We start from the raw sequence: 25,176 nt of genomic DNA on the forward strand, positions 1-25,176 counted from the left end.
AGAGCCTGAAAGGATGAACGCATGAGCGACGACCAGCACGACGCCGACCGCGCCGACGCCGATCGGGTGTATGCCGAACTGCTCGAGCGCATCGGTGAGCACGCCCCGCAGCCGAGGCTCGAGCCGACCCGGCGCGCCGTCGAACTGCTGGGCGACCCGCAACGCAGCTACGGCATCATCCACGTCACCGGAACGAACGGCAAGACGTCGACGAGTCGCATCGCCGAGAGTATCCTGCGCGCCCACGGCCTGCGCACGGGGCTCATGACGAGCCCGCACCTCGTGCGCGTCACCGAGCGCATCGTCATCGATGGCGAACCCATCAGCGACCGGGCGCTCGCCGACAATTGGGACGACATTCAGCCCTACCTGCTCATGGTCGACGCCGAGTTGACCGCCAACGGCGAGCAGGCGCTCAGCTACTTCGAGGCACTCACGGTGCTCGCCTTCGCCTGCTTCGCCGATGCGCCCGTCGACGTCGCCGTCGTCGAGGTCGGCATGGGCGGCGAGTGGGATTCGACGAACGTTGCCGACGGTGACGTCGCCGTGCTCACCCCGATCGCGCTCGACCACACGAACCGCCTCGGCCGTACGGTCGCCGAGATCGCCCGCACGAAGGCGGGCATCATCAAGCCAGCAGCCCAGGTCGTCACCGCGCTGCAGACGACCGAGGCGATGGATGAGATCACCCGCGCTGCCGAACTCGACGAGGCGACCGTCATCGTCGAAGGGGTCGACTTTCAGGTCACGAATGCTCGCCTCGCCGTCGGCGGTCAGGCCCTGACCGTGCGCGGTCGCGCCGGCACGTACAACGAGCTCCTCCTTCCTCTGTTCGGGCCGCACCAGACGCAGAACGCCGCGGTGGCGATTGCCGCCGTCGAGTCGTTCCTCGGCGCCGGGACGCAGCCGCTCAGCCCCGAGGTGCTCGCCGAGGGGCTCGCGCAGGTAACGAGCCCCGGCCGCCTGCAGATCATCGCCACCGAACCCACCGTGATCGTCGACGCGGCCCACAACCCACACGGCGCCGAGGCGCTCGCTCGGGCCCTCATGGGTTCGTTCGCGTTCACCTCCGTGACCGCCGTCGTCGGCGTGCTCGACGACAAGGATGCGCACGGCATCATCGCCGCCCTCGACCCGGTCGTTGAGCGCTTCGTCGTGTCGCAGTCCGACTCCGAACGGGCGATTCCCGCCGCGGAACTCGCCGAACTGGTTGCACAGATCGCCGGGCCCGACCGCGTGCAGGTGGCGCCCGCGCTCGATGAGGCGATCGCCGCCGCCCGCGAGAGCTGCGAGCCGAGCGGCGCCGTCCTCGTGACCGGGTCCGTCACCCTCGTCGGTCAGGCGTTCTCCATCCTCGGCCAGCAGAATGGGGACTCGTGACCGAGACTGCAGATTCCTCGCCGCGGCGTGTAAAGCGCGACAAGACGGCCACCGAGTCGCTGATGACCGCGACGATGGGCATGGAGATTCTCGTCGTCCTGTTCGGCGCGATCGCGCTGTTCGGCGTTCGCGTGACCGACCCGCCCGCGCTCGCCTTCCTCGGCGGCGTCGTGCTGATCGTGCTGCTCGCGACCGGCATTCGCCTCGCCCGCTACTCGTGGGGCTACTGGTACAGCGGTGCGCTGCAGGTGCTGCTGCTCGCCACGGGCTTTGTCGAGCCGCTCGCCGCCGTCACCGCCGCGATCTTCGTCGGCTTCTGGATCTACAGCCTCGTGCGCGGCCGTCAGCTCGACGAGGCGAAGCGTCGCCATTTTGCCGAGAACCCCACCGATCAGGAGAAATAAGTCGTGACCAGCATCGAAGAGACCCTCGTCCTCATCAAGCCCGACGGTGTCGCCCGCAACCTCACCGGCGAAATTCTCCGCCGCATCGAGGCGAAGGGCTACCAGCTCGTCGACCTGCGGATGGTGCAGGCCGACCGTGACCTGCTCGCCCAGCACTACGCCGAGCACGAGGGCAAGCCGTTCTACGAGCCGCTCATCGAGTTCATGGAGTCCGGCCCGGTCGTGGCCGCCCGCGTCGCCGGCAATCGCGTGATCGAGGGCTTCCGCTCGCTGGCCGGAACGACCGACCCGACGACCGCCGCGCCCGGCACGATCCGCGGCGACCTCGGCCGCGACTGGGGGCTGAAGGTTCAGCAGAACCTCGTGCATGGCTCCGACTCTCCCGAGACGGCCGCGCGCGAGCTCGCCCTCTGGTTCGGGTAGGCGGCGCCGTCGGCGCGGGGCCGCACACCGGTCGCCCGGCGTCGCGCCACTAGCCTGGACTCCATGGCCGAACGCAGCTGGAGCCTCGGGGGAGCACTCCGCGGACTGTTCACAACCCCGGTAGTCGACGACGAGATGTGGGACGACCTGGAGGCGGCCCTCATCGGCGCCGACTTCGGGCCGGACCTCACCGACGAGATCCTCGACCACCTGCGCAGCGAAGTCGACCGGCTGCGCATCACCGACCCGGCCGACGTCAAACGGCTACTGCGCGAGACGATCGAAGAGCGGCTTGCCGCCCACGACCCGACGCTGCGGCTCAGCGAGCGACCCGCGGTCGTGCTCGTCGTCGGCGTGAACGGTGTCGGCAAGACGACCACGATCGGCAAGTTCGCGAAGTTCCTGACCGGCTATCAGCGCAGCGTCGTTGTGGGGGCGGCCGACACCTTCCGTGCCGCTGCCGTCGACCAGCTCGCCACCTGGGCCGAACGGGCGGGTGCCGGCGTCGTGCGCCCGCAACAGCAGGGCCAAGACCCCGCGAGCGTCGCCTACCAAACGGTCGAGCGCGCCATCGCCGACGGCACCGACATCGCGATCATCGACACCGCGGGCCGCCTGCAGACGAAGGCCGGCCTCATGGATGAACTCGCCAAGGTGCGCCGCGTCGTCGAGAAGCTCGCGCCCATCGCTGAGGTGCTGCTCGTGCTGGACGGCACCACGGGCCAAAACGGCGTCGCGCAGGCCCAGGCATTCATCGAGCACGCCGGCGTCACGGGCCTTGTCATCACGAAGCTTGACGGCAGTGCTAAGGGCGGCTTCGTCTTGCGCGTGCAGCAGCAGACGGGCATCCCGATCAAACTGATCGGACAGGGCGAAGGGATTGGCGACCTGACGGGCTTCACCCCCCACGTCTTCGCACAGAGCCTCGTGCCCTGACGCCCCACCTAGAATGGGGGCCATCATGGCGACTTTCGGCACCCTCTCCGACCGGCTCACTCAGACCTTCAGCGCGCTGCGCACGAAAGGCAAGCTGAGCCCCGCCGACGTTGACGGCACCGTCCGCGAGATTCGTCGCGCCCTGCTCGACGCCGACGTCGCGCTTCCCGTGGTGAAAGACTTCACCGGCCGCGTGCGCGAGCGCGCCCTCGGCGACGAGGTCAACAAGGCGCTGAACCCGGCCCAGCAGGTCGTGAAGATCGTGAACGACGAGCTCGTCACGATCCTCGGTGGCGAGCAGCGCCGCCTGCAGTTCGCGAAGTCGGGCCCCACCGTCATCATGCTCGCCGGGCTCCAGGGTGCCGGCAAGACGACGCTCGCCGGCAAGCTCGCCAAGTGGCTGAAGAACGACGGCCACACGCCGATGCTCGTGGCGGCCGACCTGCAGCGCCCGAACGCCGTGCAGCAGCTGCAGGTCGTCGGCGAGCAGGCCGGCGCAAGCGTGTACGCCCCCGAGCCGGGCAATGGTGTCGGAGACCCCGTGCGCGTCGCGAAAGACGCAATGAAGGTCGCCCGCGACAAGCAGCACGACGTTGTCATCGTTGACACGGCCGGCCGCCTCGGTGTCGACGCCGAACTCATGAAGCAGGCCGCGAGCATCCGCAAGGCCGTCGACCCCGACGAGGTGCTCTTCGTCATCGACGCGATGATCGGTCAAGACGCGGTCGCGACCGCGCAGGCGTTCCAGGAGGGCGTCGACTTCACGGGCGTGGTCTTGTCGAAGCTGGACGGCGACGCGCGCGGTGGCGCCGCGCTCAGCGTCGCGAGCGTCACCGGCCGGCCGATCATGTTCGCCTCAACGGGTGAGGGGCTCGACGACTTCGAGCCGTTCCACCCCGACCGCATGGCGAGCCGCATCCTCGACCTCGGTGACATTCTCACGCTCATCGAGCAGGCGCAGAAGGCCTTCGACGAAGACCAGGCGCGGAAGACCGCCGAGAAGTTCGCCACCGACAGTTTCACGCTCGAAGACTTCCTCGAGCAGATGCAGCAGCTGAAGAACATGGGCTCGATCAAGGGCATGCTCGGCATGCTTCCCGGCGCCCGCGGCATGAAAGAGCAGCTCGACAACTTCGACGAGTCGGAGCTCACCCGCACCGAGGCCATCATTCGCTCGATGACGCCCGCCGAGCGCCGCATGCCGAAGCTGCTGAACGGCTCACGGCGTCTGCGCATCGCGAAAGGGTCGGGCACGACCGTCACCGAGGTCAACCAGCTCGTGATGCGCTTCGAGCAGGCCGCGAAGATGATGAAGACGGTCGCCAAGGGCGGTATGCCCCAGATTCCCGGCATGGGCCCGCTCGGTATGGGCGGAGGCCCCGGCGCCCGCAGCGCCCGCAAGGCCGCCAAGAAGAAGGGCAAGGCGGGCTCGCGCTCCGGTAACCCCGCGAAGCGCGCGGCCGAAGAGGCCGCGAAGGCGCAGGGCGGCTCGGCCGGCGGCGCCGCAACCGGTTCCGGCTTCGGCCTCGGCGGGGGAGGGGCGGCTGGCAACCAGGCCCCCAGTGCGGAAGAGCTCGAAGCGCTGCAAAAGTTCCTCGGCCGGTAGCAGGCCGTCGGCACGCGGCACCCCACCACGACAGGCACAGTGACGTGACTGACCCCCGCTCGGCAGCCCCGACAGCCTCGGCGATCGCCGCCGCCGTGCGCGCCGGCGACAGCACAGCGGTCGCCGAGGTGACGGCGGCGCTCGGCCGCATCGCCGAGCACGATGCGGCCATTGGCGCCTTCCAGCTCGTTCGTGCCGAGAAAGCGCTCGCGGAGGCCGCGATCGTGGATGCGCGCCTCGCCGCGGGCGAGCACCTTCCGCTCGCGGGCGTCCCCCTCGCGATCAAGGACAACATCCCCGTCGCGGGCGAGCCCATGCGCGAGGGCAGTGCCGCCACGAGTGCGGAGCCGCAGTCGGCCGATCATCCCGTGGTTGAGCGGCTCCGCGCCGCGGGAGCCGTGGTCGTCGGCTTGACCCGCGTGCCGGAGCTGTGCGTGTTCGGCACGACCGACTCGGTCTACGGCACGACCCGCAACCCGTGGAACCTCGAGCGCACGTCGGGCGGCTCCTCGGGAAGGTCGGCCGCCGCGGTCGCCGCCGGGCTGGTGCCCGTCGCGCACGCCGCCGACGGTATGGGGTCGATTCGCATCCCCGCCGCCAATTGCGGCGTCGTCGGCCTGAAGCCCGGTGCCGGGCTCGTTCCAGCCGAGATGGGTGCGCACAGCTGGTTCGGCATGAGCGAGAACGGCCCCATGGCGACGACCGTCGCCGACGCGGCCCTCATGCTGTCGGTCATGGCGGGACGACCCGAACTCGCGACGGTCAGGCCACCAGCCGGTCCGCTACGCATTGGCCTCGCCCTCGCGGTGCCGACCCCGCTCGCGCGGCTTGATGCCGGGTTCCGTGGCGCCGCCGAGCGCACCGCGCGAGCGCTCACCGCCGCCGGCCACGAGGTCGTCGAGCTGGCTCTGCCATACCCCGCGAACCCGTTGCCGGCGCTCGCCCGCTGGTTCGCGGGCGCCGCCTCCGATGCCGCGCACGACGGGCTCGACCTCGCCGCGCTCGAGCCGCGCGTGCGCGCCCACATTCGCGCCGGTCGCGCGATCGAGCATCTCGGCGGGCTGCGAGCAGCGCCCGTCGAGACACTGCGTGAGCGGATGCTCGCTGCGACCGCCGACGTTGACGTCGTTCTCACCCCCGCCCTCGCGCAGCCCGGTCCCGTCGCCGACGGCTGGCACCGCCGTAGCTGGATCGCCAACATGCGCGCCAACATCGGCTACGCGCCGTACGCCGCGATGTGGAACCTGCTCGGCTGGCCCGCGGCCGTCGTTCCCGCCGGGTGGCACGCGGAGGCTGCCGTTCCGAGCGGCGTCCAGCTGGTCGCGCGTCCCGCGGCCGGCAGTGCGGGCGAGGCTCTACTTCTGGCCGTCGCCGCCGAACTCGAGCACCGAACCCCGTGGATGCGCGTGGCGGGCACCCCCGGCACCGCCCCCGTCCGCGAGCGGGCCGAAAATCTGCCAGAATAGGCGGTCGAGTGTTCGCGCGCCCGACCCTCTATCAGGCGCGCCGAGCATCCCTATAGAGCTTTCGCGCCGAGTGTGCCCCACACAATTGGCGGCGAGCCACCCATCATCAACACTTTCCGGAGAAACGTGGCTGTCAAAATTCGCCTCAAGCGCATGGGCAAGATCCGTGCACCGTACTACCGCATCGTCGTCGCCGACTCGCGCACCAAGCGCGACGGCCGTGTCATCGAAGAGATCGGCAAGTACCACCCCACCGAAGAGCCCTCGTTCATCGAGGTGCAGTCGGAGCGGGCCCAGTACTGGCTGAGCGTCGGCGCGCAGCCGACCCCGCAGGTCCTCGCCATCCTCAAGCTCACGGGCGACTGGGGCACCTTCAAGGGCGAGAAGGGTGCGAAGAGCACCGTCAAGACCGCCGAGCCGAAGCCCGAGTTCGTCGTCGACTCGACGAAGAAGCCGGTTCTGAAGCCCAAGGCCGAGAAGAAGGCTGAGGAGGCCCCGGCCGCCGACGAGGCACCCGCGGCTGCCGAGGAGGCCGCCGTCGAGGAGGCTCCCGCCGCTGACAAGGCTGCCGCCGACGCCGAGGCTGACAAGGCCTAATCGTCGTGCTTGCTGACACGCTGGAGCATCTCGTCAAGGGGATCGTCGATCACCCCGACGACGTCGTCGTCGCGTCGCAGAACTCCGGCCGCGGCGAGGTCCTCGAGGTGCGCGTGCACCCCGAGGACCTCGGCCGCGTCATCGGCCGCGGCGGCCGCACCGCCAAGGCCCTGCGCCAGGTCATCTCGTCGCTCGCCGATGGTCGCCGCGTTCGCGTCGACGTTGTCGACACCGACGCGTGATCGTGGGCCCAGCCAAAGCTGACCCACCCGGCTCGCCCGCAACGAGGCTTCGGGTCGGGCGACTCACGAAGGCCCACGGGCTGAAGGGCGCCCTCAAGCTCGAGTTGTTCACCGATGACCCCGAGCGGCGTTTCACGCCCGGGGCACGCTTCTCTCTGCAGGTTCCGACCACGTCGCCCTGGCACGGGAAGAACCTGACCCTCAGCGAGCTGCGCTGGTACAACGGCCAGCCCGTCGGTTTTTTCGAGGGGGTCGCTGACCGCACGGCCGCCGAGTCGCTCGCCAAGGCCATCCTCTGGATCGAGCAGCCGACCGACGAGCAGCCCGAAGACGACGCCTGGTACGACTTCCAGCTCGTCGGCCTACGCGTGCTGCGTGACGGCGACGACGTCGGCGAGGTCATTCGCGTCGAGCACTTCCCCGCGCAAGACCTGCTCGTCGTGCGTACGGCTGAGCGCGACGTTCTCGTGCCCTTCGTCTCGGCCATCGTGCCGAGCGTCGACATCGAGGCCGGAACCCTCGTCGTGACACCGCCCGACGGGCTGTTCGACGACCTCGACGAGCCCGCGCCTGGCGGGGCGGCCGACACCGCCGCACACACACCGACAACCCCACCCAGCGAGCAGTAGCCGTGCGGGTCGACGTCGTCACGATCTTCCCCGATTTCTTCGGCGTGCTCGACGTGTCGCTGCTCGGCAAGGCGCGCGCCGCCGGCGTCATCGAGATCGGGGTGCACGACCTGCGCGCCCACACCCACGACAGGCACCGCACCGTCGACGACACACCGTACGGCGGCGGCGCCGGCATGGTCATGCGCCCCGAGCCGTGGGGCGAGGCCCTGGATGCACTCATCACCGACCAGACGACGCTGATCGTTCCGAGCCCCGCCGGTCACCGCTTCACCCAGTTGGCCGCCCGCGAGCTCGCGGGCAAGCCCCACCTCGTCTTCGCCTGCGGCCGCTACGAGGGCATCGACCAGCGGGTCATCGACCACTACTCTGAGCGCATCGAGGTGCGCGAGCTCAGCCTCGGCGACTACGTGCTGAACGGCGGGGAGGTGGCAGCGATGGCGATGATCGAAGCCGTCGGTCGCCTGGTCCCCGGCGTCGTCGGTAACCCGCAGAGCCTTGACGAAGAGAGTCACGAAGACGGCCTGCTCGAGTACCCGAGCTACACGAAGCCCGCCAGCTGGCGCGGTCACGAGGTTCCGCCGATACTGTTGAGCGGCAACCACGCGGCGATCACAGCCTGGAGGCGTGAGCAGCAGCTCGATCGCACTGCGCGCATCCGCCCCGACCTGCTGGGTGAGCAGTGACCAGCGGCGAGCGTATGTGGCTGTGGGCGCAGCCGCTGCTCGCCATCCTGGCCGCGGTCGCCGGCGTTGCGGCCTGGGTCGTGCAAGCACTCGGCGCCTACGCCTTCCTGCCGTCGGTGCAAGCGGTCGTCACCGGCTCCTTCGTGTTGCCCGGCCTTGCCGTCTCGCTCGGCATCAACCACCTCATCGTGATGGCGCGGCGCCCGCCGGTGCTCACAAGCGGCGAGAAGATTCTGCTCGGCGTTCAGGCGCTCCTCGTCGTCGTGACCGTGCTGACGTCGCTCGACCCGGCCGCGCTCATCGGCGGGTTCCTGCTGTGGCCGCTGCTGATCGCGGCCGCTGTCACCGCGTGCGTCACCATGGCGCGCACCACGCTTCAGATGCGGCGCGGCGCGTACGCCCTGGTCGTCGAATCGGGCGTCAGTCCCGCGCCGTAAGCACGATGGGGCCGTCGGCGGTGATCGCGACGGTGTGCTCGGCGTGCGCGGCGCGCGTGCCGGTGCGGCTACGCAGGGTCCAGCCATCGTCGTCGGTGTAGATCTCGTCGGTGTCGGGAATAAACCACGGCTCGATCGCGATCACGAGACCCTGCTTGAGCTTCAGCCCCCGGCCGCGACGGCCGTCGTTCGGTACATGCGGCTCACCGTGCATCGTGCGGCCCACACCGTGCCCACCAAAGTCGAGGTTCACCGGGTACCCGGCCTCGTAGGCGACGTCCCCGATGGCCCCGGAAATGTCGCCCATGCGACGCCCGTGTCTCGCCTGCTCGATGCCGGCCGCCAGCGCGCGCTCCACGGTGTCGATGAGTTCCTGGTCGCCCTCGCGCGGCTCGCCGACGATCACGCTGATGGCCGAGTCGCACACCCAGCCGTCGACTGCCGCGGCGAAGTCGAGCGACAGCAGGTCGCCATCGCGCAGCACGTAGTCGTGGGGTAGTCCGTGCAGCGCGGCGTCATTCACCGAGGTGCAGATGACCTTGCCGAACGGCGATCCCCCGAACGACGGGTGATAGTCGATGTAGCAGCTCTCGGCGCCTTCGGCGCGAATCATGTCGTGCGCCAGCGCATCCAGGTCGAGCAGGTTGACGCCGACGTCGGCGGCGCGCGACGTGGCCTCGATCACGCTCGCCACGAAGCGCCCGGCGGGCCGCATCTGCTCGATCTCGTCGGGGGTGCGCAGTTCGATCACGGGGCGACCGTCAACGGGATGTTCGTGCGCAGGTAGTCACCGCACAGCTGACGGGTGGCCTCGATGAACGCCTCGTCGCCCTGCGGGTCGAGTTGAAAGGCGCGCGCGAGCAGGCCCGAGGCGATCTCGACCGCGACCTCCATGTGAAAGACGAGTGTCGCATCCGGTGTGAAGTTGTACGTCTCGCCGACCTGATCGGCGAACTTGCGCGCGAGAATCTGGTTGTTGCTGAGTTCGGGGTTCAGGAAGCGCTGGTCGATCACGTCGCCGAAGCGCAGAGCACGAAAGCCCGGCTCGTGGCGCGTCATGTCGACGAAGGCGTTGAGGGTCGAGTCGAACGACGACCACGGCTCGGGGCCGGAGTTTTCGACGCCGTGCCAGACCCGCTCGAGGTAGCGCTCCATGTTGCGCACGGCGAGTGCGCGCAGCAGGGACTGGATGTTGGGGAAGTAGCGGTAGACGACCCCCACCGACGAGCCGGAGCGCTTCGCGACGGCGCTCGTGGTGACGCCGTCGATGCCGCCCTCATCGATGAGCTGGGCGGCGTCGTCGAGCAGCAATTCGATGCGCTCGGCAGAGCGCTGCTGCACGGGCTCGGTGCGCATCACAACCCGATCGGTCGCGAGCGCGGGAGTGTCAAGAGTGTCGTGGGCCACGCGTGGTCCCTCCCCCGGAGGTTGGGAAAAGCTGAAACGGATGCGCGAACAGTCTTGCAGGGGATGCTCGCCGTTTGGCTGGAATCGGCTCAGTATGGCATCATTTCCCTTTGTGCTCCGGCTGAGTCCTGCCATGGGGGGACCAGCATCTTTCGGACCAGGCACACCCCGACGAATCCCGTAAACCCGCGTCCGACCTGTGGCGGCGCAGAGAGCGAATCATCATGCATATCCTCGACCACGTCGACGCGGCTTCGCTGCGTAGCGACATCCCCGACTTCCGTCCCGGCGACACCGTGAAGGTGCACGTGAACATCGTCGAGGGCAGCCGCTCGCGTATCCAGGTGTTCCAAGGTGTCGTCATCGGCCGCTCGAACGAGGGCATCCGCGAGACCTTCACCGTTCGCAAGGTGAGCTTCCAGGTCGGCGTCGAGCGTACATTCCCCGTGCACTCGCCCGTCATCGACCACATCGAGGTCGTCACCCGCGGTGACGTGCGTCGCGCGAAGCTCTACTACCTGCGTGGCCTCCGTGGCAAGAAGGCCAAGATCAAGGAGAAGCGCGAGAGCTGAGCTGCGCGCTCACCCATTCTTCCCGACGGCCCCCACGAGTTTTTCTCGGCGGGGGCCGTCGGCGTCTCCCCGCCTCCCCTCGGCCCGTAGACTGATGCGGCACTGACCCAAGGGAGACATGACCGACGAGACCGCGCCGCCCGCATCGGCCGCAGCCGCCGACCCGAGCGCGACACCGACGGAGGACAGCGCCCCGAGCGCCGGTCGCCAGGTAGCCGGCTTCCTGCGCGACGTCGTCATCATCATCGCCGCGGCGCTGATCATCTCGTTCCTCATCAAGACGTTCTTGATCCGCTCGTTCTTCATCCCGTCCGCGTCGATGCAGCCGACCCTCGAGATCGACGACCGCATCATCGTCAACCAGATCGTGCCCGAGCTCGTGCCGGTGAACCGCGGCGACGTGGTGGTCTTCCGCGACCCGGGGTCGTGGTTGCGCGGCGTTCCCGAGCAGCCGCGCACGCCCGTCGAGGCTGCCGGCGACTGGTTGCTCTCGCTCGTCGGCCTGAGCGCCAGCGACAGCGAAGAGCACCTCGTGAAGCGCGTCATCGGCGTGGGCGGCGACCGCGTGGTCTGCTGCAACGACCTGGGTCAACTGCTCATCAACGGGGTGCCGATCAACGAGCCCTACGTGCGCACTCCCGCGGGCGCCTCCGACGTCAGCGGTGTCGACTTCCAGGTCACAGTTCCCGATGGCGCGCTCTGGGTGATGGGCGACAACCGCTACGAGTCGAGCGACTCGCGCTACAACCGCACCGGTGATGCCGAGGGCTTCGTGCCACTCGACGACGTCGTCGGCCGCGCCATCGTCATCAGCTGGCCGCTCGACCGCTGGATCTGGCTCGACAACTACCCCCTCACCTTCGACGGCGTCGAGCCCGCCGAGTAACACCGTGCCCACCGACGCCACCCTCGAGGTCGAGCGGGCCCTGTTCGCCACCGGCGCCCCCGTCGTCATCGGCATCGACGAGGTCGGCCGCGGGGCGCTCGCCGGAGTCGTGGCGGTCGGCGCGTGCGCGATCCTGCCGACGTGTGGCGAGCATCCCGCGGGCCTGCGCGATTCGAAGCTGCTGTCGCCGACGAAGCGCGCGAGCCTCGTGCCGCTCGCGCACGACTGGGCACTCGCGATCACGGTCGGCGAGGCCGAACCGGCCGAGGTCGACGAGATGGGAATCATCGGCGCGCTCGGCCTCGCCGGCCGACGCGCGCTGATCGCCCTGCACGCCGCCGGCGTCGACGTGGCCGCCGCGGAGGTGCTCGTCGACGGGGTGCACGACTGGCTGAGCCCTGCGCTGATGAGCCCGCCGAGCATCCGTACGCGGGCGAAAGCCGACCGCGACTGCGCGTCAGTCGCGGCCGCGTCCGTCATCGCCAAAGAGCATCGGGATGCGCTCATGCGCGCCGATCATGCCCGTCATCCGGTCTACGGCTGGGATGGCAACAAGGGCTATGGCTCGGCCGCGCACCTCGCGGCGATCGCTGAACACGGCCCGTCGCCGCTGCACCGGCACAGCTGGCTTCGCGCACCGGCCGGCACGGGGGATGCGCGTGGCGCGTCCGTCGCAGAGGTCTAGACTGACCGCAATGGACGACGAGGAATTCGAGGACTACGACCGCGAGGTCGAGCTGGCCCTCTACCGCGAGTACCGCGACGTGGCGTCGCAGTTCCAATACGTGGTTGAGACCGAGCGGCGCTTCTACCTCGCGAACGAGGTCGAACAGGTCGTGCGTGAGGTTGCCGGCGACTTCTACTTCGAGCTGACGCTCACCGACGTGTGGGTGTGGGACGTGTACCGCTCCGACCGTTTCGTCAAGAGCGTCAAAGTCTTGACCTTCAAAGACGTGAACGTCGAAGAGCTCGGCAAGAAAGACCTGAAGCTGCCGAAGGAACTCGCGCTCGACGAGTAGCGCGATCGCTCCTCCCCAGGCAGGGATGGTGACCGCGGGGACTCGGATGCGGCGCCGCCGCTGACCTCGCGTCGTGCGCGCGGCCATCCTTACGCGCATGGCACGCAAAGACATCGTCGGTCGCACCGGCGAACAGATCGCCGCCGACCACCTCGAGGCAGCCGGCTACCGCATCATCGACCGCAACTGGCGCTGTCGCGCCGGCGAGCTCGACATCGTCGCTGAACGCGACTGCACCGTCGTCTTCGTCGAGGTGAAGACGCGCAGCGGAACCGGCTACGGACATCCGCTGGAGTCGATCACCGCCCACAAGCTCGCCCGCCTGCGACGGCTCGCCGCGGCCTGGTGCGCTGAGAACGGACCGGTTCATGCGATCCGGCTGGATGCGATCGCGGTCGTCACCGCGCCCGGCCAGACCCTCGTCGAACACGTCGAGCAGGTGGCGTGATGCCGGTCGTCAGCACCCACGCCGTCGCGCTCAACGGCGTCGACGGGGCGCTCGTGCAGATCGAGGCAGACCTCTCGTCGGGGCTTCCCGCGTTCGCCATCATCGGGCTGCCGGATGCCGCTCTCGGCGAGGCAAAAGACCGCGTGCGCTCGGCCGCGCTCAACTCAGGGGTCGAACTGCCGAACCGCCGCGTCACCGTCAACCTGTCGCCCGCGGCCGTACCGAAACACGGCTCGGGCTTCGACCTCGGCATCGCGGTCGCGGCGCTCGCAAGCGGCGGTACGGTACCGGCCGAGGCAATCGCCGAGACGGTGCACATCGGCGAGCTGGGCCTCGACGGCCGGTTGCGGCCCGTGCACGGTGTGTTGCCCGCGGTGTTGGCCGCCCAGCGCTCGGGGGCGCGCCGCGTCATCGTGCCGAGCGGCAACGCCGATGAGGCGTCGCTCGTGCCCGGCGTCGATGTGGTGGCGCTGCCGTCGCTGCGGGCCGTGCTCGTTCACCATGGGGCCGAGCTCGACGACGTGCCGTGCGACGCCGTGCACCGACCGTCGGCCGAGACCGCCGTCGAGGGCGAGGCCGAGTTGTCCGACGTGGTGGGCCACCTCGACGCCGTGCAGGCGCTCGTCACGGCCGCAGCCGGTGGTCACCACGTGCTGATGCACGGCCCGCCCGGTGCGGGCAAGACGATGCTCGCCACGCGCCTGCCGGCGATTCTGCCCGACCTCGACACGGAGGCGGCCATTGAGGTGTCGTCCGTGCGCTCGCTCTGCGGCGAGCCGGTGTCGACGCTCATCGTGCGCCCGCCCTTCCAAGCCCCGCACCACAGCGCGACGATGGCGTCGCTCGTCGGCGGGGGCAGCGGCATCGTGCGGCCGGGCGCCATCTCGCGGGCCGCGCACGGCGTGCTCTTTCTCGACGAGGCCCCCGAATTCTCGGCGAGCGTGCTCGACGCGCTGCGACAGCCCCTCGAGACCGGGTGGATCACGATCCACCGCGCCCGCACCGTCGCACGCTTTCCCGCGCAGTGTCAGCTGCTGTTGGCCGCCAACCCCTGCCCCTGCGGCAACGCCGGCACGGTCGACGACGAGTGCACCTGCACGCCGATCATGCGCCGCCGCTACCTGGGGCGGCTGTCGGGGCCGCTGCTTGACCGCATCGACGTGCAGTTCGGCGTGCGTCGCGTCTCGGCAGCCCACCTCACGGCTCCTGACCGAGACGGGCTCACGACGGCAGCGGCACGCGAGCTTGTTCGCTCGGCGCGCGGTGCCGCAGCCTCGCGCTGGGCGTCGCTGGGGGTCGACCTCAATAGTCAAGTGCCAGGTCCGGTGCTGCGGTCGCGAGAGTGGCGGCTGCCGTCCGCCGCGCGAGCGCCGCTTGACCGCGCGCTGGAGCGCGGGGCGCTCACCATGCGCGGCTACGACAGGGTGCTACGCCTCGCCTGGAGCGTCGCCGATCTCGAGGGGGCGACCTCGCCGGGTCTCGAGCATGTCGGCCGAGCCCTGTTCCTGCGCAAGGGGGTGCCCGCATGAGTGGGGGAGCGTGGCGCATTCCCGACGCCCGACTCGACGCACTGCTGGAGGGGGTGGGGCGGCCCGTTGGCAGCGCTGATGAGCGCGACGACCTGATCGCACGAGCCCTCTGGCACGTGGTTGCTGAACCCGGCGACGCGGCGGTGGGTGCGCTTGCCGATGGTGCGGGGCTCGCCCCGTCCGCCCGAGCGCTGGTTGACGGCGCCGACCCCGGCGCACTTATGCGGCTGTCGCGGGGTGACCTCAGCGCCGAAGCCGCAGCGACTGCGCTGCGCCGCTGGACACCACGGTTGCGAGCCGACGACGTCGTGCGTGCGCTTGAGATTGCTGCGCGGGTGGACGCCCGGATGCTCGCCCCCGACGACGACGCCTGGCCCGACGACCTCGCCATCCTCGGCCCCCACCGTCCCCACCTGCTGTGGGTGCGCGGCAACGCCGAGCTACTGCGTGGGCCCGGCGTGGCCCTCGTCGGCGCCCGCGCCGCCACCGGCTACGGCGAGCACGTCGCCATGGAGCTTGCGGCGGGGCTCTGCTCTCGCGACATCGTCGTGGTCTCGGGTGGCGCCTACGGCATCGATGGGGCGGCCCACCGCGCGGCCCTCGCCGGGCAGGGAGACACCATCGCCGTGCTCGCCGGCGGGGCCGACCGGCTCTACCCCAGCGGGCACGACGCGCTTCTTCGGCGCATCATCGAGCGCGGCGCCGTCGTCAGCGAGACACCGGCGGGCACCCCACCGACCCGCTGGCGATTCCTGCAGCGCAACCGCTTAATCGCGGCGCTGAGCGAAGCGGTCGTGGTCGTCGAGGCAGGGCACCGCTCGGGCGCGTTGAACACCGCGCATCACGCGGCGACCGCCGGCATTCCGCTCGGCATCGTGCCGGGCCCGATCACCTCGGCCGCAAGCGCGGGATGTCACCGCTTGCTGCGCGAGGCCGCGGCGCAGTGCATCACGTCCATCGGCGACATCATCGAGCTTGCATTCGGCGGCCTCGAACAGGGAACCGACGACGCCCGACTGAGGTTCGACGCGGTCGACATTGGGGGAGCGGGCACTAACCGTGCAGCACGGAAGGAAGCGGCCGGCGGACGCCACGAGCGCGGCGGCGGGTCGTCGGCAACCCGGGTCGCCGACGCGCTGCGGCCGCGCCGCTGGCAGAGCGTCGACGAGTTGGCCCGCGCATCCGGGCTCTCCGTCGCCGACGTGCAGGCCGCACTCGGGCTGCTGCAGTTCGACGACCGTGCCGTCGAAAGCGAGAGCGGTCACTGGAGACGACCATCGCCGAAACAGCAGGGGCACACGCCTGAAACGCCGTCACCCAAGGGGGGTAGCATGCGCGCATGACCCAGCTCGGCCAGTACCCGCCCCCGTTGCGCACGATCATCCACCTCTCCGACACCCACCTGCTGGGGGAGGGTCGCGAGCTGTACGGCAAAGTACCGGTCGAACAGCGGCTGCAGACCGCGCTCGAGCGCATCGAACGCAGCGCAATCGCGCCCGACGCGTTCGTCTTCACCGGCGACCTCACCGACCTCGGCGAGGCTGACGGGTACCGGCGTCTGCGTGCCGCCGTCGAGCCCGTCATCGAGCGCATGGGCGCCGAACTCATCTGGGTCATGGGAAACCACGACGACCGCGGCCACTACTCCTCGTTACTGTTCGACCTCGAGCCGAGCGACGCCCCCCAAGACCGCGTGTACGACCTCCGTGGCCTGCGGGTCATCTCGCTCGACACGACCGTTCCCGGGTACCACCACGGTGAGCTCGAGCAGAGCCAGCTTGAGTGGCTGCGCGCACAACTCGCGACGCCGGCACCGCTCGGCAGCATCCTCGCTGTGCACCACCCGCCCGTCCCCACGCCGCTCGAAGTGATGTCGGTGCTTGAGTTGCACGACCAGCCGGCCCTCGCCGCCGTCCTGGAGGGAAGCGACGTGCGCGCGATCCTCGGCGGCCACCTGCACTACTCGACCCACGGAACCTTCGGGAAAATCCCGGTGCACGTCGCATCCGCCACCTGCTACACCCTCGATCTCGGCGCCGACCGCGATCGCCTGCTCTCAGGCGTCGACGGTGGCCAGTCGTTCGACGTGATCTCGGTGTACGAGCATGCGATCGTCTCGTCCACCATTCCCGTCACCCCCGGCCCCGAGGTCACCGGGTTCGCCTCGACCTTCCGTCCGATGATCGAAGGCATGACCCCCGAGCAGCGACTCGAGCAGCTGTCGAGCAAGAGCTCGCACCTCAACATGAATGAGGCCGCCGCGAGCGACGTGTAACGCTTAGCGGCCCGCAGCTTCCGGCGCGTGAGGGGCGCCGAGACGAGCACTGTGGCCGCGGTACGTCTCGACGACGCGAGAGAGATACCGCGTAATCACCCGCTGGTCGTGCTCGTCGAAGTCGTCGAGCACCGCGTCGACCGCGCCGATCATCGGCATGAGCAACCCCATCGCCCTCTGGCGGGACTCGGGGCGCGCCTCGACGAGGACGCTGCGCCGATCGTCCGGGTTCGCCCTTCGGCGTACGTGACCGACCGCTTCGAGGCGATCGATGGCCGTTGTCATCGCGGCTGTCGACAGCCCGACCCGCTTCGCAAGCGCGCTCGGCGATAACGGCCCCGCCATGATCAGGTGCTGCATGGCGTCGAGATCGGTCAGATTGACCTCCAGCCGGTGGGCAAGGGCAGCGGCGAAGTCGTCGGAGACGTCAAGCAGGTCGCGCAGCGACTGCGTCGCCGGGCGCGCAGGGGGTCGTCCTAATTCGCGACCCTGAGCATCCGGTGAATGCGTTTGCACGCGCTCGAGTCTACGCGCTATGTTTTCGAACATCTAGTAGTTCGATCATCGAACTAAACCCGATCCGTCGTTCTTGCCCGCGGAAGGCCGCGCGTGTCCGCCTACCTCCGCCTCATCACCTCGAAGGCCACCTCGTGGCTCGTTCTGCTCGCCACCGTTCTCGGAGCCGGCGCGCTGATCGCGCTGTCAGGGCAGGAAGAAAACGACGCCGCGCCGCCCGTCGGCTTGCCCGACAGTGCCGAGTCGGTGCAGGTGCAACAGCTGCAAGAGCAGTTCCCCTCCGCGGACGGAACAAGCGCGATCCTCGTCGTCGCCGCCGAGACCGGCACCCTCACCGACGAGCAGCTCGCCACTCTCGGCGACAACTCCGCCGAGCTGGCGCAGATCGCCGACGTCGAGTTCCTGCCCCCGCCGATCGTCAGCGACGACGCGACCGTCGCCTTCGTCGTCGTGCCGCTCGACCCGATCACGAGCGTGAGCGAGCGTGCCGAGCGCGCGGATGAGTTGCGCGCGGCGGCGTCCGCCGACCTCGCCGGCGCCACCGTCTACCTCACGGGCGCGGAGGGCTTTGAGGTCGACCTCGCCGCTGTCTTCGAGGGTGCCAACGTCACCCTGCTCGGCACGACCGTACTCGTCGTCGCCGTGCTGTTGATCCTCACGTACCGCAGCCCCTGGCTGTGGCTTGTCCCGCTCGCCGTCGTCGGGCTCGGCGACCAGGTTGCGGGCACGATCGCACGCCTGGTGGCTGGCGCCGTCGGCGTTGAACTCGACGCGAGCGTCACCGGCATCCTGTCGGTGCTGGTCTTCGGCGCGGCGACGAACTACGCGCTGCTGTTGATCGCGCGCTACCGGGATGAACTGCGGCTGTTCGAGGACCGCCGCGAGGCTATGCGCCGCGCGGTGCGGGGTACGGCGCCCGCCATCCTCGCCTCCGGTGGCACCGTCGCGCTCGCGCTCGCGACCCTCCTGTTTGCCGAGCTGTCGGGAAACCGAGCGCTCGGTCTCGCTGGCGCGATCGGCATCGTCGTCGCCATGTTCTTCGGGCTCGTCGTCTTGCCGGCGGCGCTCGTGTTGTTCAGTCGAGGCCTGTTTTGGCCCTTCGTCCCGCGCTACGGCGCGCCCGACTTCGTCGCGAAGAGCCCCTGGGGGCGCCTCGGCCGCCGGGTCAGCCGTCGCCCCGTCATTGTTGCCACCGTGGGCTTCCTCGCCCTCGCCGGCTTTGCGGCGGGTCTCGTGGGCGCGAACGTCGGCCTATCGCAGAACGAGCGCTTCATCGAGAAGCCGGAAGCCGTCGTCGGCCAGGAGGTGCTCGCCGATGCGTTCTCAGCCGGTTCGACCTCGCCGGCCGCGGTGATCGTGCCGAGCGATGAGGCCGCGGAAACCCTCGCCGCTTTGCTTGCGCTCGACGGCGTCGACTCGGGCGAGGTGGGCGAGTCGACCGACGAGTGGACCCAGCTCGACGTCACGATCGATGCCGATCCTGAGAGTGCTGCCGCCTTCGACACCATTGAACGGATGCGCGCCTCCCTCGACGACGTCGGTACCGGCCAAGCGCTCGTCGGCGGCATCGATGCCCAGGCGCTGGATGCCGCCAACGCTCAAGAACGCGACCAGGCGATCGTGATCCCGCTCATCCTCGTGCTGGTCTTCATTGTGCTCGTGATCCTGCTGCGCGCCCTGCTCGCCCCGCTGCTGCTCCTCGGAGCCGTCGTCGCGAGCTACTTCTCGGCCGTTGGCATCGGGTGGATCCTCTTCCAGACCGTCTTCGGCTTCCCCGCCATTGACACGACGGTGCTGCTGTTCAGCTTCCTGTTCCTCGTCGCGCTCGGCATCGACTACTCGATCTTCCTCGTGACGCGGGCGCAGGAGGAGGCTGAGCGGCTCGGAATCAAGGAGGGCATGATCCGTGCGCTCGCCGCGACGGGCGCCGTCATCACGAGTGCGGGTATCCTCCTCGCCGCCGTGTTCGCGGTGCTCGGAGTACTGCCGCTCATCACGCTCACCCAGATCGGCATCATCGTCTGCATCGGCGTGCTCATCGACACGCTGCTCGTGCGCACCGTCATCGTGCCGGCCTTCGCATTCATCGCGGGCGACCGGTTCTTCTGGCCGCGAAAGCCCCGCGTGACGATCGCGGACGCGGAGGCCCGCGGCCTCACCGCGCAGCAGATGACAACCGTGGTGAACCCTTCCGACGGCGGCGACGCCGAACCGGAGCTGGTGGGCGCGGGCGCGCCGGACGGCGGCGGCGGCGGCGAACGCGCATCCTGAAGGGGTGCACGCGGCCACGACTGAGCTGAGCGAGGCGATCGACGCCTACCTCCGCGCGGTCGCGCTCGAACGCGGAGCCTCGCCGCACACCCTGCGGGCCTACGCGGCAGACCTGCGCACCCTCGCCGAATTCGTCGAGGAGTCGGGAGCCGAGGCAGACCCGGCGCTTCTCGACCTCGAACTGTTGCGCGAGTGGGCCTGGCATCAGCGGGATGCGGGACTCGCGACGGCAACGCTGGCCAGACGCACGTCGACCGTGCGCGGCTTCACCGCGTGGCTTGCGCGGACCGGACGCGCCGCCGCCGACCCCGGTGTTCGGCTGCGGGCACCCCGGCCTGACCGCTCCCTGCCGCGGGTGCTCACGCGCACGCAGGTCGACGAACTGCTCGCCGGTCTCGCCGACCGTGCCGCCACGGGCGACCCGAACGCTCTGCGCGATTTCGCCGTCGTCGAGGTGCTCTACGCGAGCGCGCTGCGCGTGAGCGAACTCGTGGGGCTCGACCTCGACTCGATCGACGACGGGCGGCGCACACTGCGGGTGCTCGGCAAAGGTGCGAAAGAACGTGTGGTGCCGTACGGCCTCCCCGCCTCGCGCGCGCTGGCCACCTACCTCGACCGCGGGCGCCCCGCGCTCGCGTCGGGCGGGCAGGCAGAGGCGGCGCTCTTTCTGGGCGCCCGCGGCAAACGCCTGTCGACGCGGGCGGTCTACACGCTCGTCGCCTCCCTGCTCGCGGACCTTCCCGGTTCGGGGCCCGCCGGCCCGCACGCGTTCCGGCACTCAGCCGCGACCCACCTGCTCGACGGCGGGGCCGACCTTCGCGCGGTGCAGGAACTGCTCGGGCACGCGAGCCTCGGCACCACGCAGATCTACACGCACGTGAGCGCCGAGCGGCTCGCCGCCGCCTACCGCACTGCCCACCCGCGCGCATAGTTGCCCGCCGCGCCGCCCCCTCGCGCGGTTACTCGCCGTGCGTGCTGAGCGGAAGGAGGACGGCTCGCCGCAGGCCGCCGAGGTACAGCAGCGGAGACACGTACTCACCGTCGACGCGCACGCCCAGGTGCACACACGGCGTCGCCGCGCAGTGTCCGGCCTGCAGCAGGCCGATCTCGTCGCCGGCGCGAACGGCGTCGCCCACCTGCACGCTCGGCTCGACCGGCTCAACCGTGACCAGCAGGTTGCCGCTGCGCACGGTCACCACCGGCCGATCGACCACCGTGCCGGCGAAGTGCACGACCCCGTGGGTCGCCGCCCGCACGACAGCGCCCGCGCCCGGGGCTGCGAGGTCCACCCCGCGGTGCCCCGCCGCGTACGGCGTCGGTGGCGCTGCGAACGGCCGCACGACGGTGCGCACGCCGTCGACGGGCCACGCCCAGTCGGGATGCGCGCGGGAGGCGCCCCCGTCGATGACGGGAGCGGCGCTCGTCGGCGCCGCGAGCATCCCGAACGCGATCGCGAGCAGGATCGCGACCGACATGGGCGAGAAAGGACGGCGGCGCACAGCCCCACACTGCCTGGGGAGGGCACCCGGCGGGGTAATCGCGGCGCGGGTCGGGGACAACGCCACCACCCGGCAACCCGTGGGGGAGGGGGCTCCGCGGTGCTAGAGTATGACTAGCAGTCGCTTCGGCGGCTGACTTCGCGTGTCCGAATGCGGCGCACATCCCCATCAGTCCTGCACCGCCCGGGAAACCGGGCAACACCCGTGCGGGTGGGGACAGCGCCCGGGCACCAGGGCCCCGACCGACCGGCTCGGGGCGACAACTGAGAACACAGAAGGAGTACGGCCATGGCCGTCGTCACCATTCGCCAGCTGCTCGACAGCGGCGTGCACTTCGGGCACCAGACCCGCCGCTGGAACCCGAAAGTCAAGCGCTTCATCCTGACCGAGCGCTCGGGCATCCACATCATCGACCTGCAGCAGTCGCTCGCCTACATCGACAAGGCCTACGACTTCGCCAAGCAGACCGTCGCCCACGGCGGCACGATCCTCTTCGTCGGCACGAAGAAGCAGGCGCAGGAGTCGATTGCCGAGCAGGCGACCCGCGTCGGCCAGCCCTACGTCAACCAGCGCTGGCTGGGTGGCCTCCTCACCAACTTCCAGACCGTCTCCAAGCGCCTGCAGCGCATGAAGGAGCTGGAAGAGATCGACTTCGACGACACGACCAAGGGCTTCACCAAGAAGGAGCTCTTGATCAAGAAGCGCGAGCTCGACAAGCTGCACAAGTCGCTCGGCGGTATCCGCAACCTCACCAAGACCCCGAGCGCCATCTGGGTTGTCGACCCCAAGCGCGAGCACCTCGCCGTTGACGAGGCCAAGAAGCTTGGCATCCCCGTGATCGGCATCCTTGACACGAACGCCGACCCCGACGAGCTCGCCTACCCGATTCCGGGTAACGACGACGCGATCCGCTCGGTCGCGCTGCTGACGCGCATCATCGCCGACGCCGCCGCCGAGGGCCTCATCCAGCGCCACCAGGCGCCCGAGGCCGAGGGCAACGTGTCGGCCGTCGAGCCGATGGCCGAGTGGGAGCGCGAGCTGCTCGAGGCCGGCCAGGCTGACGAGGCCGCCGCGGCCGAGAAGCCCGCCGCCGAGGAGGCACACGCTGCTGCGGAAGCCCCGGCTGCTGAGGAAGCCCCCGCCGAAGAGGCTGCCGTTGAGGAAGCCCCCGCCGCTGAGGAGGCCCCCGCCGAGAAGCCCGCCAAGAAGGCTCCGGCGAAGAAGGCCCCCGCGAAGAAGGCTGCCGCAAAGACGACCGAGGCTGACGCTTCGGACGCGGCGCCCGAGTCCGAGTAACGACCGACCCCTTTAGGAGACACATTCCATGGCTAACGTGAGCCTGGCCGACATCAAGGCCCTGCGCGAACAGCTCGGGACCGGCATGGTCGACACGAAGAACGCTCTCGTGGAGGCCGACGGCGACATCGCCAAGGCAACCGAGATCCTCCGTCTGAAGGGCGCGAAGGGCAACGCCAAGCGCGCCGACCGCTCGACGAGCGAGGGCCTCATCGCCGCCCACGAGGGCGACGGCGCGGTCACCATGATCGAGCTCGCCTGCGAGACCGACTTCGTCGCCAAGGGCGACAAGTTCGTCGCACTCGGTGACAAGGTCCTCGCCGCGGTTGCCGCCGCGGGCGCCTCGACCGCCGAGGAGGGCCTCGCCGCCCCCGCTGAGGGTGGCACCGTCGCCGAACTGATCGACGGCGAAGCCGCGATCATTGGCGAGAAGATGGAGCTGCGTCGCGTCGCTCGCCTCACGGGCGACAACTTCGCCGTGTACCTGCACCGCACCAACAAGGACCTGCCCCCGCAGGTCGGTGTGGTCGTGGCCTACACCGGTGACGACGCCGAGACCGCGCGCAGCATCGCGCAGCACATCTCGTTCGCCGACCCGCAGTACCTGAGCCGCGACGACGTTCCGGCCGAGACGGTCGACAACGAGCGCCGCATCGTCGAAGAGATCTCGCGCAACGAGGGCAAGCCCGAGGCCGCCCTGCCGAAGATCGTCGAGGGTCGCGTCGGCGCCTTCTTCAAGCAGGTGGCCCTGCTCGAGCAGGACTACGCCCGCGACAACAAGCTCTCGGTGTCGCAGGTGCTGAAGGACGCCGGTCTCACCGTGACCGGCTTCGCCCGCTTCAAGGTCGGCGCCTAAGCCGTGCCGCTTCGGGGTCCGGTCCGCAACTCGTTGCGGATCGGACCCCTTCTTTCTGCGCCGAGCAGACCGCTAGCCTGATCCGTACGACCACCGCGACATCCCTCAAGGAGCCCTGTGTCCGCATCCCGCCGCCGCGTCCTGTTGAAGCTCTCTGGTGAAGCGTTTGGAGGGGGAGCGCTCGGCGTCAACCCCGACATCGTGAGCGGAATCGCCCGCGAGATCGCCGAGGCCGCGGCGAGCGGCGTGGAGGTGGCGATCGTCGTCGGTGGCGGCAACTTCTTCCGCGGTGCGGAACTCAGCCAGCGCGGCATGGAGCGCGGTCGCGCCGACTATATGGGGATGCTCGGCACCGTCATGAACGCCCTCGCCCTGCAAGACTTCCTCGAGCAGGCGGGCGCCGACGTTCGCGTGCAGTCGGCGATCCAGATGACCCAGGTCGCCGAACCGTACATTCCATTGCGCGCCGTGCGTCACCTTGAGAAGGGGCGCGTCGTGGTGTTCGGCGCCGGTGCTGGCCTTCCCTACTTCTCGACCGACACGGTCGCCGCGCAGCGCGCGCTCGAGATCAAGGCCGATGAGGTTCTCGTGGCGAAGAATGGCGTCGACGGCGTTTACAGCGATGACCCGCGCACGAACCCCGACGCTCACAAGCTCGATGAGATCACCTACCAGGACGCGCTTGTGAACGGCCTCAAGGTTGTCGACTCGACCGCGTTCAGCCTTTGCATGGACAACGGGATGCCCATGGTCGTCTTCGGCATGGAACCCGGCGGCAACATCGCGAAGGCGATCCGCGGCGAGGCCCTCGGCACCCGCGTCACGCGCTAGAGCGCGCCGCCCGTGACCGCGGCGCTGCTCATTCTGTTCGCGGCGGTCGCGCACGCGGCGTGGAACGTCCTCGTGAAGCGCCAGGGCGCATCCGGGCCCGTGTTTTTCGCGCTCGTCGCCGGATCGGCGACGGTGCTCGCCGCGCCATTCGCGATACCGCTGCTGGTGGCGACTCAGCCGCCCGCTTCGTGGCTGGGGTGGGCTCTTGTGAGCGCCGCGTTTCACACGGCGTACATGCTGCTTCTGCAGCGCGGATATCGCGTCGCCGACGTCGGCGTCGTGTACCCGCTCGCGCGCGGCACCGGGCCGCTGCTCTCGGTGGCGGGGGCCGTTTTGCTGCTCGGCGAGCGGCCGGTGATTGTCACGCTCACCGGGGCAGCGCTCGTCGTGGCCGGTGTCGTCGTGATCGGAACCGCGTCGGCGCGCCCGGGTGCGCAGGGTGCCGGTGGCTCCACCGAGCGGGTTGGCGCAGGAGCAGCAGCCCACGATGCCGCTGCTCGGCTCCGTCGTGGGGTCATCTACGGATCGGCCGTCGGGGTCTCCATCGCCGGCTACACGCTCTGGGACGCCGCCGCCGTGACCGGCGCGGGCCTCAGCCCGCTCGGCCACTTCTGGGCGAGCCTCGCCCTGCAGACGCTCATGCTCACGGCACTCGCGCTGCGCCGGACACCCGCCCCGCGCATCCTGCGGGAGGAGGCGCGACGCCACCTCCCGGTCGCGGTCGCCGTCGGCGTGCTGTCGACCGCGTCGTACCTGGCAATCCTCACCGCCTACGGCTTTGCGCCCGTCTCGGTGGTGGCCCCCGCCCGCGAGCTCAGCGTCGTGCTCATCGCGCTCGCCGGCTGGCTGCTGTTTCGCGAGCCGCACCCGGCGAGGCGGCTCGCGGGCGCGGTGGTCGTGCTGGCCGGCGTCGCGCTCCTCGCTGTCTGACGGGTGCCGCCCACTAGACTCGATGGCGACCTGAA

At 69.9% G+C, this 25,176-nt stretch carries 29 protein-coding genes; 25 read left to right on the forward strand and 4 right to left on the reverse strand.

Annotation, left to right across the window (positions count from 1 at the left end):
- Window positions 1-21 precede the first annotated feature (21 nt).
- From EV140_RS12985 to EV140_RS13035, 11 genes are all read left to right on the forward strand, one after another.
- Complete coding sequence (locus EV140_RS12985) at window positions 22-1,380, forward strand: bifunctional folylpolyglutamate synthase/dihydrofolate synthase (protein WP_130284621.1); 1,359 nt, start codon at window positions 22-24, stop codon at window positions 1,378-1,380.
- On the forward strand, window positions 1,377-1,784 hold the full coding sequence (locus EV140_RS12990; RefSeq protein WP_130284623.1) for a DUF4233 domain-containing protein: 408 nt from the start codon (window positions 1,377-1,379) through the stop codon (window positions 1,782-1,784). Before EV140_RS12985 ends, EV140_RS12990 begins: the two co-directional genes overlap by 4 nt.
- A 3-nt stretch (window positions 1,785-1,787) precedes the next feature.
- On the forward strand, window positions 1,788-2,207 hold the full coding sequence (gene ndk, locus EV140_RS12995; RefSeq protein WP_130284625.1) for a nucleoside-diphosphate kinase: 420 nt from the start codon (window positions 1,788-1,790) through the stop codon (window positions 2,205-2,207).
- 63 nt (window positions 2,208-2,270) lie between these two features.
- Window positions 2,271-3,143 carry a signal recognition particle-docking protein FtsY gene (ftsY, locus tag EV140_RS13000; protein WP_130284627.1) on the forward strand — a complete coding sequence of 291 codons (873 nt, stop codon included), beginning with the start codon at window positions 2,271-2,273 and terminating at the stop codon, window positions 3,141-3,143.
- A 25-nt stretch (window positions 3,144-3,168) separates the two neighbouring features.
- Window positions 3,169-4,749: a signal recognition particle protein gene (gene ffh / locus EV140_RS13005; RefSeq protein WP_130284629.1), complete on the forward strand. Its 1,581-nt coding sequence runs from the start codon at window positions 3,169-3,171 to the stop codon at window positions 4,747-4,749.
- 44 nt (window positions 4,750-4,793) lie between these two features.
- On the forward strand, window positions 4,794-6,215 hold the full coding sequence (locus EV140_RS13010) for an amidase (protein WP_130284631.1): 1,422 nt from the start codon (window positions 4,794-4,796) through the stop codon (window positions 6,213-6,215).
- A gap of 126 nt (window positions 6,216-6,341) precedes the next feature.
- Complete coding sequence (rpsP, locus tag EV140_RS13015) at window positions 6,342-6,812, forward strand: 30S ribosomal protein S16 (protein WP_130284633.1); 471 nt, start codon at window positions 6,342-6,344, stop codon at window positions 6,810-6,812.
- Window positions 6,813-6,817: 5 nt separating this feature from the next.
- Window positions 6,818-7,054 carry an RNA-binding protein gene (locus EV140_RS13020; RefSeq protein WP_096422373.1) on the forward strand — a complete coding sequence of 79 codons (237 nt, stop codon included), beginning with the start codon at window positions 6,818-6,820 and terminating at the stop codon, window positions 7,052-7,054.
- A complete protein-coding gene (gene rimM, locus EV140_RS13025) occupies window positions 7,051-7,683 on the forward strand; it encodes a ribosome maturation factor RimM (RefSeq protein WP_422386127.1) in 633 nt (210 codons plus the stop codon). The genes EV140_RS13020 and rimM overlap by 4 nt, the downstream gene beginning before the upstream one ends.
- 2 nt (window positions 7,684-7,685) lie before the next feature.
- The gene (gene trmD / locus EV140_RS13030) at window positions 7,686-8,369 is read left to right on the forward strand and encodes a tRNA (guanosine(37)-N1)-methyltransferase TrmD (protein WP_130284635.1); all 684 of its coding nucleotides are present in this window, start codon (window positions 7,686-7,688) and stop codon (window positions 8,367-8,369) included.
- Window positions 8,366-8,806 (forward strand): hypothetical protein, encoded by a 441-nt coding sequence (locus tag EV140_RS13035; protein ID WP_130284637.1) that lies wholly within the window; start codon window positions 8,366-8,368, stop codon window positions 8,804-8,806. The genes trmD and EV140_RS13035 overlap by 4 nt, the downstream gene beginning before the upstream one ends.
- Here EV140_RS13035 and map read toward each other — a convergent pair.
- A complete protein-coding gene (gene map, locus EV140_RS13040) occupies window positions 8,790-9,557 on the reverse strand; it encodes a type I methionyl aminopeptidase (RefSeq protein ID WP_130284639.1) in 768 nt (255 codons plus the stop codon). The genes EV140_RS13035 and map overlap by 17 nt on opposite strands.
- A complete protein-coding gene (locus tag EV140_RS13045; RefSeq protein WP_241971455.1) occupies window positions 9,554-10,213 on the reverse strand; it encodes a TetR/AcrR family transcriptional regulator in 660 nt (219 codons plus the stop codon). Before EV140_RS13045 ends, map begins: the two co-directional genes overlap by 4 nt.
- A 224-nt stretch (window positions 10,214-10,437) precedes the next feature.
- On the opposite strand from EV140_RS13045, the gene rplS reads away from it, so the two are divergent.
- The 8 genes from rplS to EV140_RS13085 all read left to right on the forward strand — a co-directional run bounded on the left by rplS (window position 10,438) and on the right by EV140_RS13085 (window position 16,942).
- Window positions 10,438-10,785, forward strand: a complete 348-nt coding sequence (rplS, locus tag EV140_RS13050) for a 50S ribosomal protein L19 (RefSeq protein WP_096422365.1) — start codon at window positions 10,438-10,440, stop codon at window positions 10,783-10,785.
- 118 nt (window positions 10,786-10,903) lie between these two features.
- On the forward strand, window positions 10,904-11,671 hold the full coding sequence (gene lepB, locus EV140_RS13055; RefSeq protein WP_130284641.1) for a signal peptidase I: 768 nt from the start codon (window positions 10,904-10,906) through the stop codon (window positions 11,669-11,671).
- 4 nt (window positions 11,672-11,675) lie between these two features.
- Window positions 11,676-12,356, forward strand: coding sequence for a ribonuclease HII (locus EV140_RS13060; protein ID WP_130284643.1), 681 nt, complete (start codon window positions 11,676-11,678; stop codon window positions 12,354-12,356).
- A 10-nt stretch (window positions 12,357-12,366) separates the two neighbouring features.
- On the forward strand, window positions 12,367-12,690 hold the full coding sequence (locus EV140_RS13065; protein ID WP_096422359.1) for a DUF2469 family protein: 324 nt from the start codon (window positions 12,367-12,369) through the stop codon (window positions 12,688-12,690).
- Between the two features lie 97 nt (window positions 12,691-12,787).
- Window positions 12,788-13,138, forward strand: coding sequence for a YraN family protein (locus EV140_RS13070; protein ID WP_130284645.1), 351 nt, complete (start codon window positions 12,788-12,790; stop codon window positions 13,136-13,138).
- Window positions 13,138-14,667 carry a YifB family Mg chelatase-like AAA ATPase gene (locus EV140_RS13075; protein ID WP_130284647.1) on the forward strand — a complete coding sequence of 510 codons (1,530 nt, stop codon included), beginning with the start codon at window positions 13,138-13,140 and terminating at the stop codon, window positions 14,665-14,667. Before EV140_RS13070 ends, EV140_RS13075 begins: the two co-directional genes overlap by 1 nt.
- On the forward strand, window positions 14,664-16,010 hold the full coding sequence (gene dprA, locus EV140_RS13080; RefSeq protein ID WP_130284649.1) for a DNA-processing protein DprA: 1,347 nt from the start codon (window positions 14,664-14,666) through the stop codon (window positions 16,008-16,010). Before EV140_RS13075 ends, dprA begins: the two co-directional genes overlap by 4 nt.
- The gene (locus tag EV140_RS13085) at window positions 16,007-16,942 is read left to right on the forward strand and encodes a phosphodiesterase (protein ID WP_130284651.1); all 936 of its coding nucleotides are present in this window, start codon (window positions 16,007-16,009) and stop codon (window positions 16,940-16,942) included. Before dprA ends, EV140_RS13085 begins: the two co-directional genes overlap by 4 nt.
- A 3-nt stretch (window positions 16,943-16,945) precedes the next feature.
- Here the strand turns inward: EV140_RS13085 and EV140_RS13090 are convergent, their stop codons facing one another.
- Entirely contained in the window at window positions 16,946-17,458 is a 513-nt protein-coding gene (locus EV140_RS13090; protein WP_241971456.1) for a MarR family transcriptional regulator, read from the reverse strand.
- Between the two features lie 93 nt (window positions 17,459-17,551).
- Between EV140_RS13090 and EV140_RS13095 the strand changes: the two genes are divergently transcribed.
- Window positions 17,552-19,729 carry an MMPL family transporter gene (locus tag EV140_RS13095; protein ID WP_130284655.1) on the forward strand — a complete coding sequence of 726 codons (2,178 nt, stop codon included), beginning with the start codon at window positions 17,552-17,554 and terminating at the stop codon, window positions 19,727-19,729.
- 4 nt (window positions 19,730-19,733) lie between these two features.
- Window positions 19,734-20,660, forward strand: coding sequence for a tyrosine recombinase XerC (locus EV140_RS13100; protein WP_130284657.1), 927 nt, complete (start codon window positions 19,734-19,736; stop codon window positions 20,658-20,660).
- Window positions 20,661-20,688: 28 nt separating this feature from the next.
- Here EV140_RS13100 and EV140_RS13105 read toward each other — a convergent pair whose 3' ends face one another.
- The gene (locus EV140_RS13105) at window positions 20,689-21,228 is read right to left on the reverse strand and encodes a murein hydrolase activator EnvC family protein (RefSeq protein WP_241971457.1); all 540 of its coding nucleotides are present in this window, start codon (window positions 21,226-21,228) and stop codon (window positions 20,689-20,691) included.
- 288 nt (window positions 21,229-21,516) lie between these two features.
- Between EV140_RS13105 and rpsB the strand changes: the two genes are divergently transcribed.
- From rpsB to EV140_RS13125, 4 genes are all read left to right on the forward strand, one after another.
- Entirely contained in the window at window positions 21,517-22,524 is a 1,008-nt protein-coding gene (gene rpsB / locus EV140_RS13110) for a 30S ribosomal protein S2 (protein WP_130284659.1), read from the forward strand.
- 28 nt (window positions 22,525-22,552) lie between these two features.
- A complete protein-coding gene (tsf, locus tag EV140_RS13115) occupies window positions 22,553-23,380 on the forward strand; it encodes a translation elongation factor Ts (RefSeq protein WP_130284661.1) in 828 nt (275 codons plus the stop codon).
- A gap of 117 nt (window positions 23,381-23,497) precedes the next feature.
- A complete protein-coding gene (pyrH, locus tag EV140_RS13120; protein WP_130284663.1) occupies window positions 23,498-24,211 on the forward strand; it encodes a UMP kinase in 714 nt (237 codons plus the stop codon).
- Window positions 24,212-24,223: 12 nt separating this feature from the next.
- A complete protein-coding gene (locus EV140_RS13125; RefSeq protein ID WP_130284665.1) occupies window positions 24,224-25,141 on the forward strand; it encodes an EamA family transporter in 918 nt (305 codons plus the stop codon).
- Window positions 25,142-25,176: the final 35 nt, after the last annotated feature.

This window comes from Microcella alkaliphila (assembly GCF_004216855.1).
Classification (GTDB): domain Bacteria; phylum Actinomycetota; class Actinomycetes; order Actinomycetales; family Microbacteriaceae; genus Microcella; species Microcella alkaliphila.

Bases quoted from the DNA above. Each gene is read 5' to 3' on its own strand.
- EV140_RS13085 (WP_130284651.1), top strand. From the start codon at position 16,007: ATGACCCAGCTCGGCCAGTACCCGCCCCCGTTGCGCACGATCATCCAC.
- rpsB (WP_130284659.1), top strand. From the start codon at position 21,517: ATGGCCGTCGTCACCATTCGCCAGCTGCTCGACAGCGGCGTGCACTTC.
- ftsY (WP_130284627.1), top strand. From the start codon at position 2,271: ATGGCCGAACGCAGCTGGAGCCTCGGGGGAGCACTCCGCGGACTGTTC.
- EV140_RS13075 (WP_130284647.1), top strand. From the start codon at position 13,138: ATGCCGGTCGTCAGCACCCACGCCGTCGCGCTCAACGGCGTCGACGGG.
- dprA (WP_130284649.1), top strand. From the start codon at position 14,664: ATGAGTGGGGGAGCGTGGCGCATTCCCGACGCCCGACTCGACGCACTG.
- ffh (WP_130284629.1), top strand. From the start codon at position 3,169: ATGGCGACTTTCGGCACCCTCTCCGACCGGCTCACTCAGACCTTCAGC.
- rplS (WP_096422365.1), top strand. From the start codon at position 10,438: ATGCATATCCTCGACCACGTCGACGCGGCTTCGCTGCGTAGCGACATC.
- EV140_RS12985 (WP_130284621.1), top strand. From the start codon at position 22: ATGAGCGACGACCAGCACGACGCCGACCGCGCCGACGCCGATCGGGTG.
- EV140_RS13065 (WP_096422359.1), top strand. From the start codon at position 12,367: ATGGACGACGAGGAATTCGAGGACTACGACCGCGAGGTCGAGCTGGCC.
- lepB (WP_130284641.1), top strand. From the start codon at position 10,904: ATGACCGACGAGACCGCGCCGCCCGCATCGGCCGCAGCCGCCGACCCG.
- tsf (WP_130284661.1), top strand. From the start codon at position 22,553: ATGGCTAACGTGAGCCTGGCCGACATCAAGGCCCTGCGCGAACAGCTC.
- EV140_RS13070 (WP_130284645.1), top strand. From the start codon at position 12,788: ATGGCACGCAAAGACATCGTCGGTCGCACCGGCGAACAGATCGCCGCC.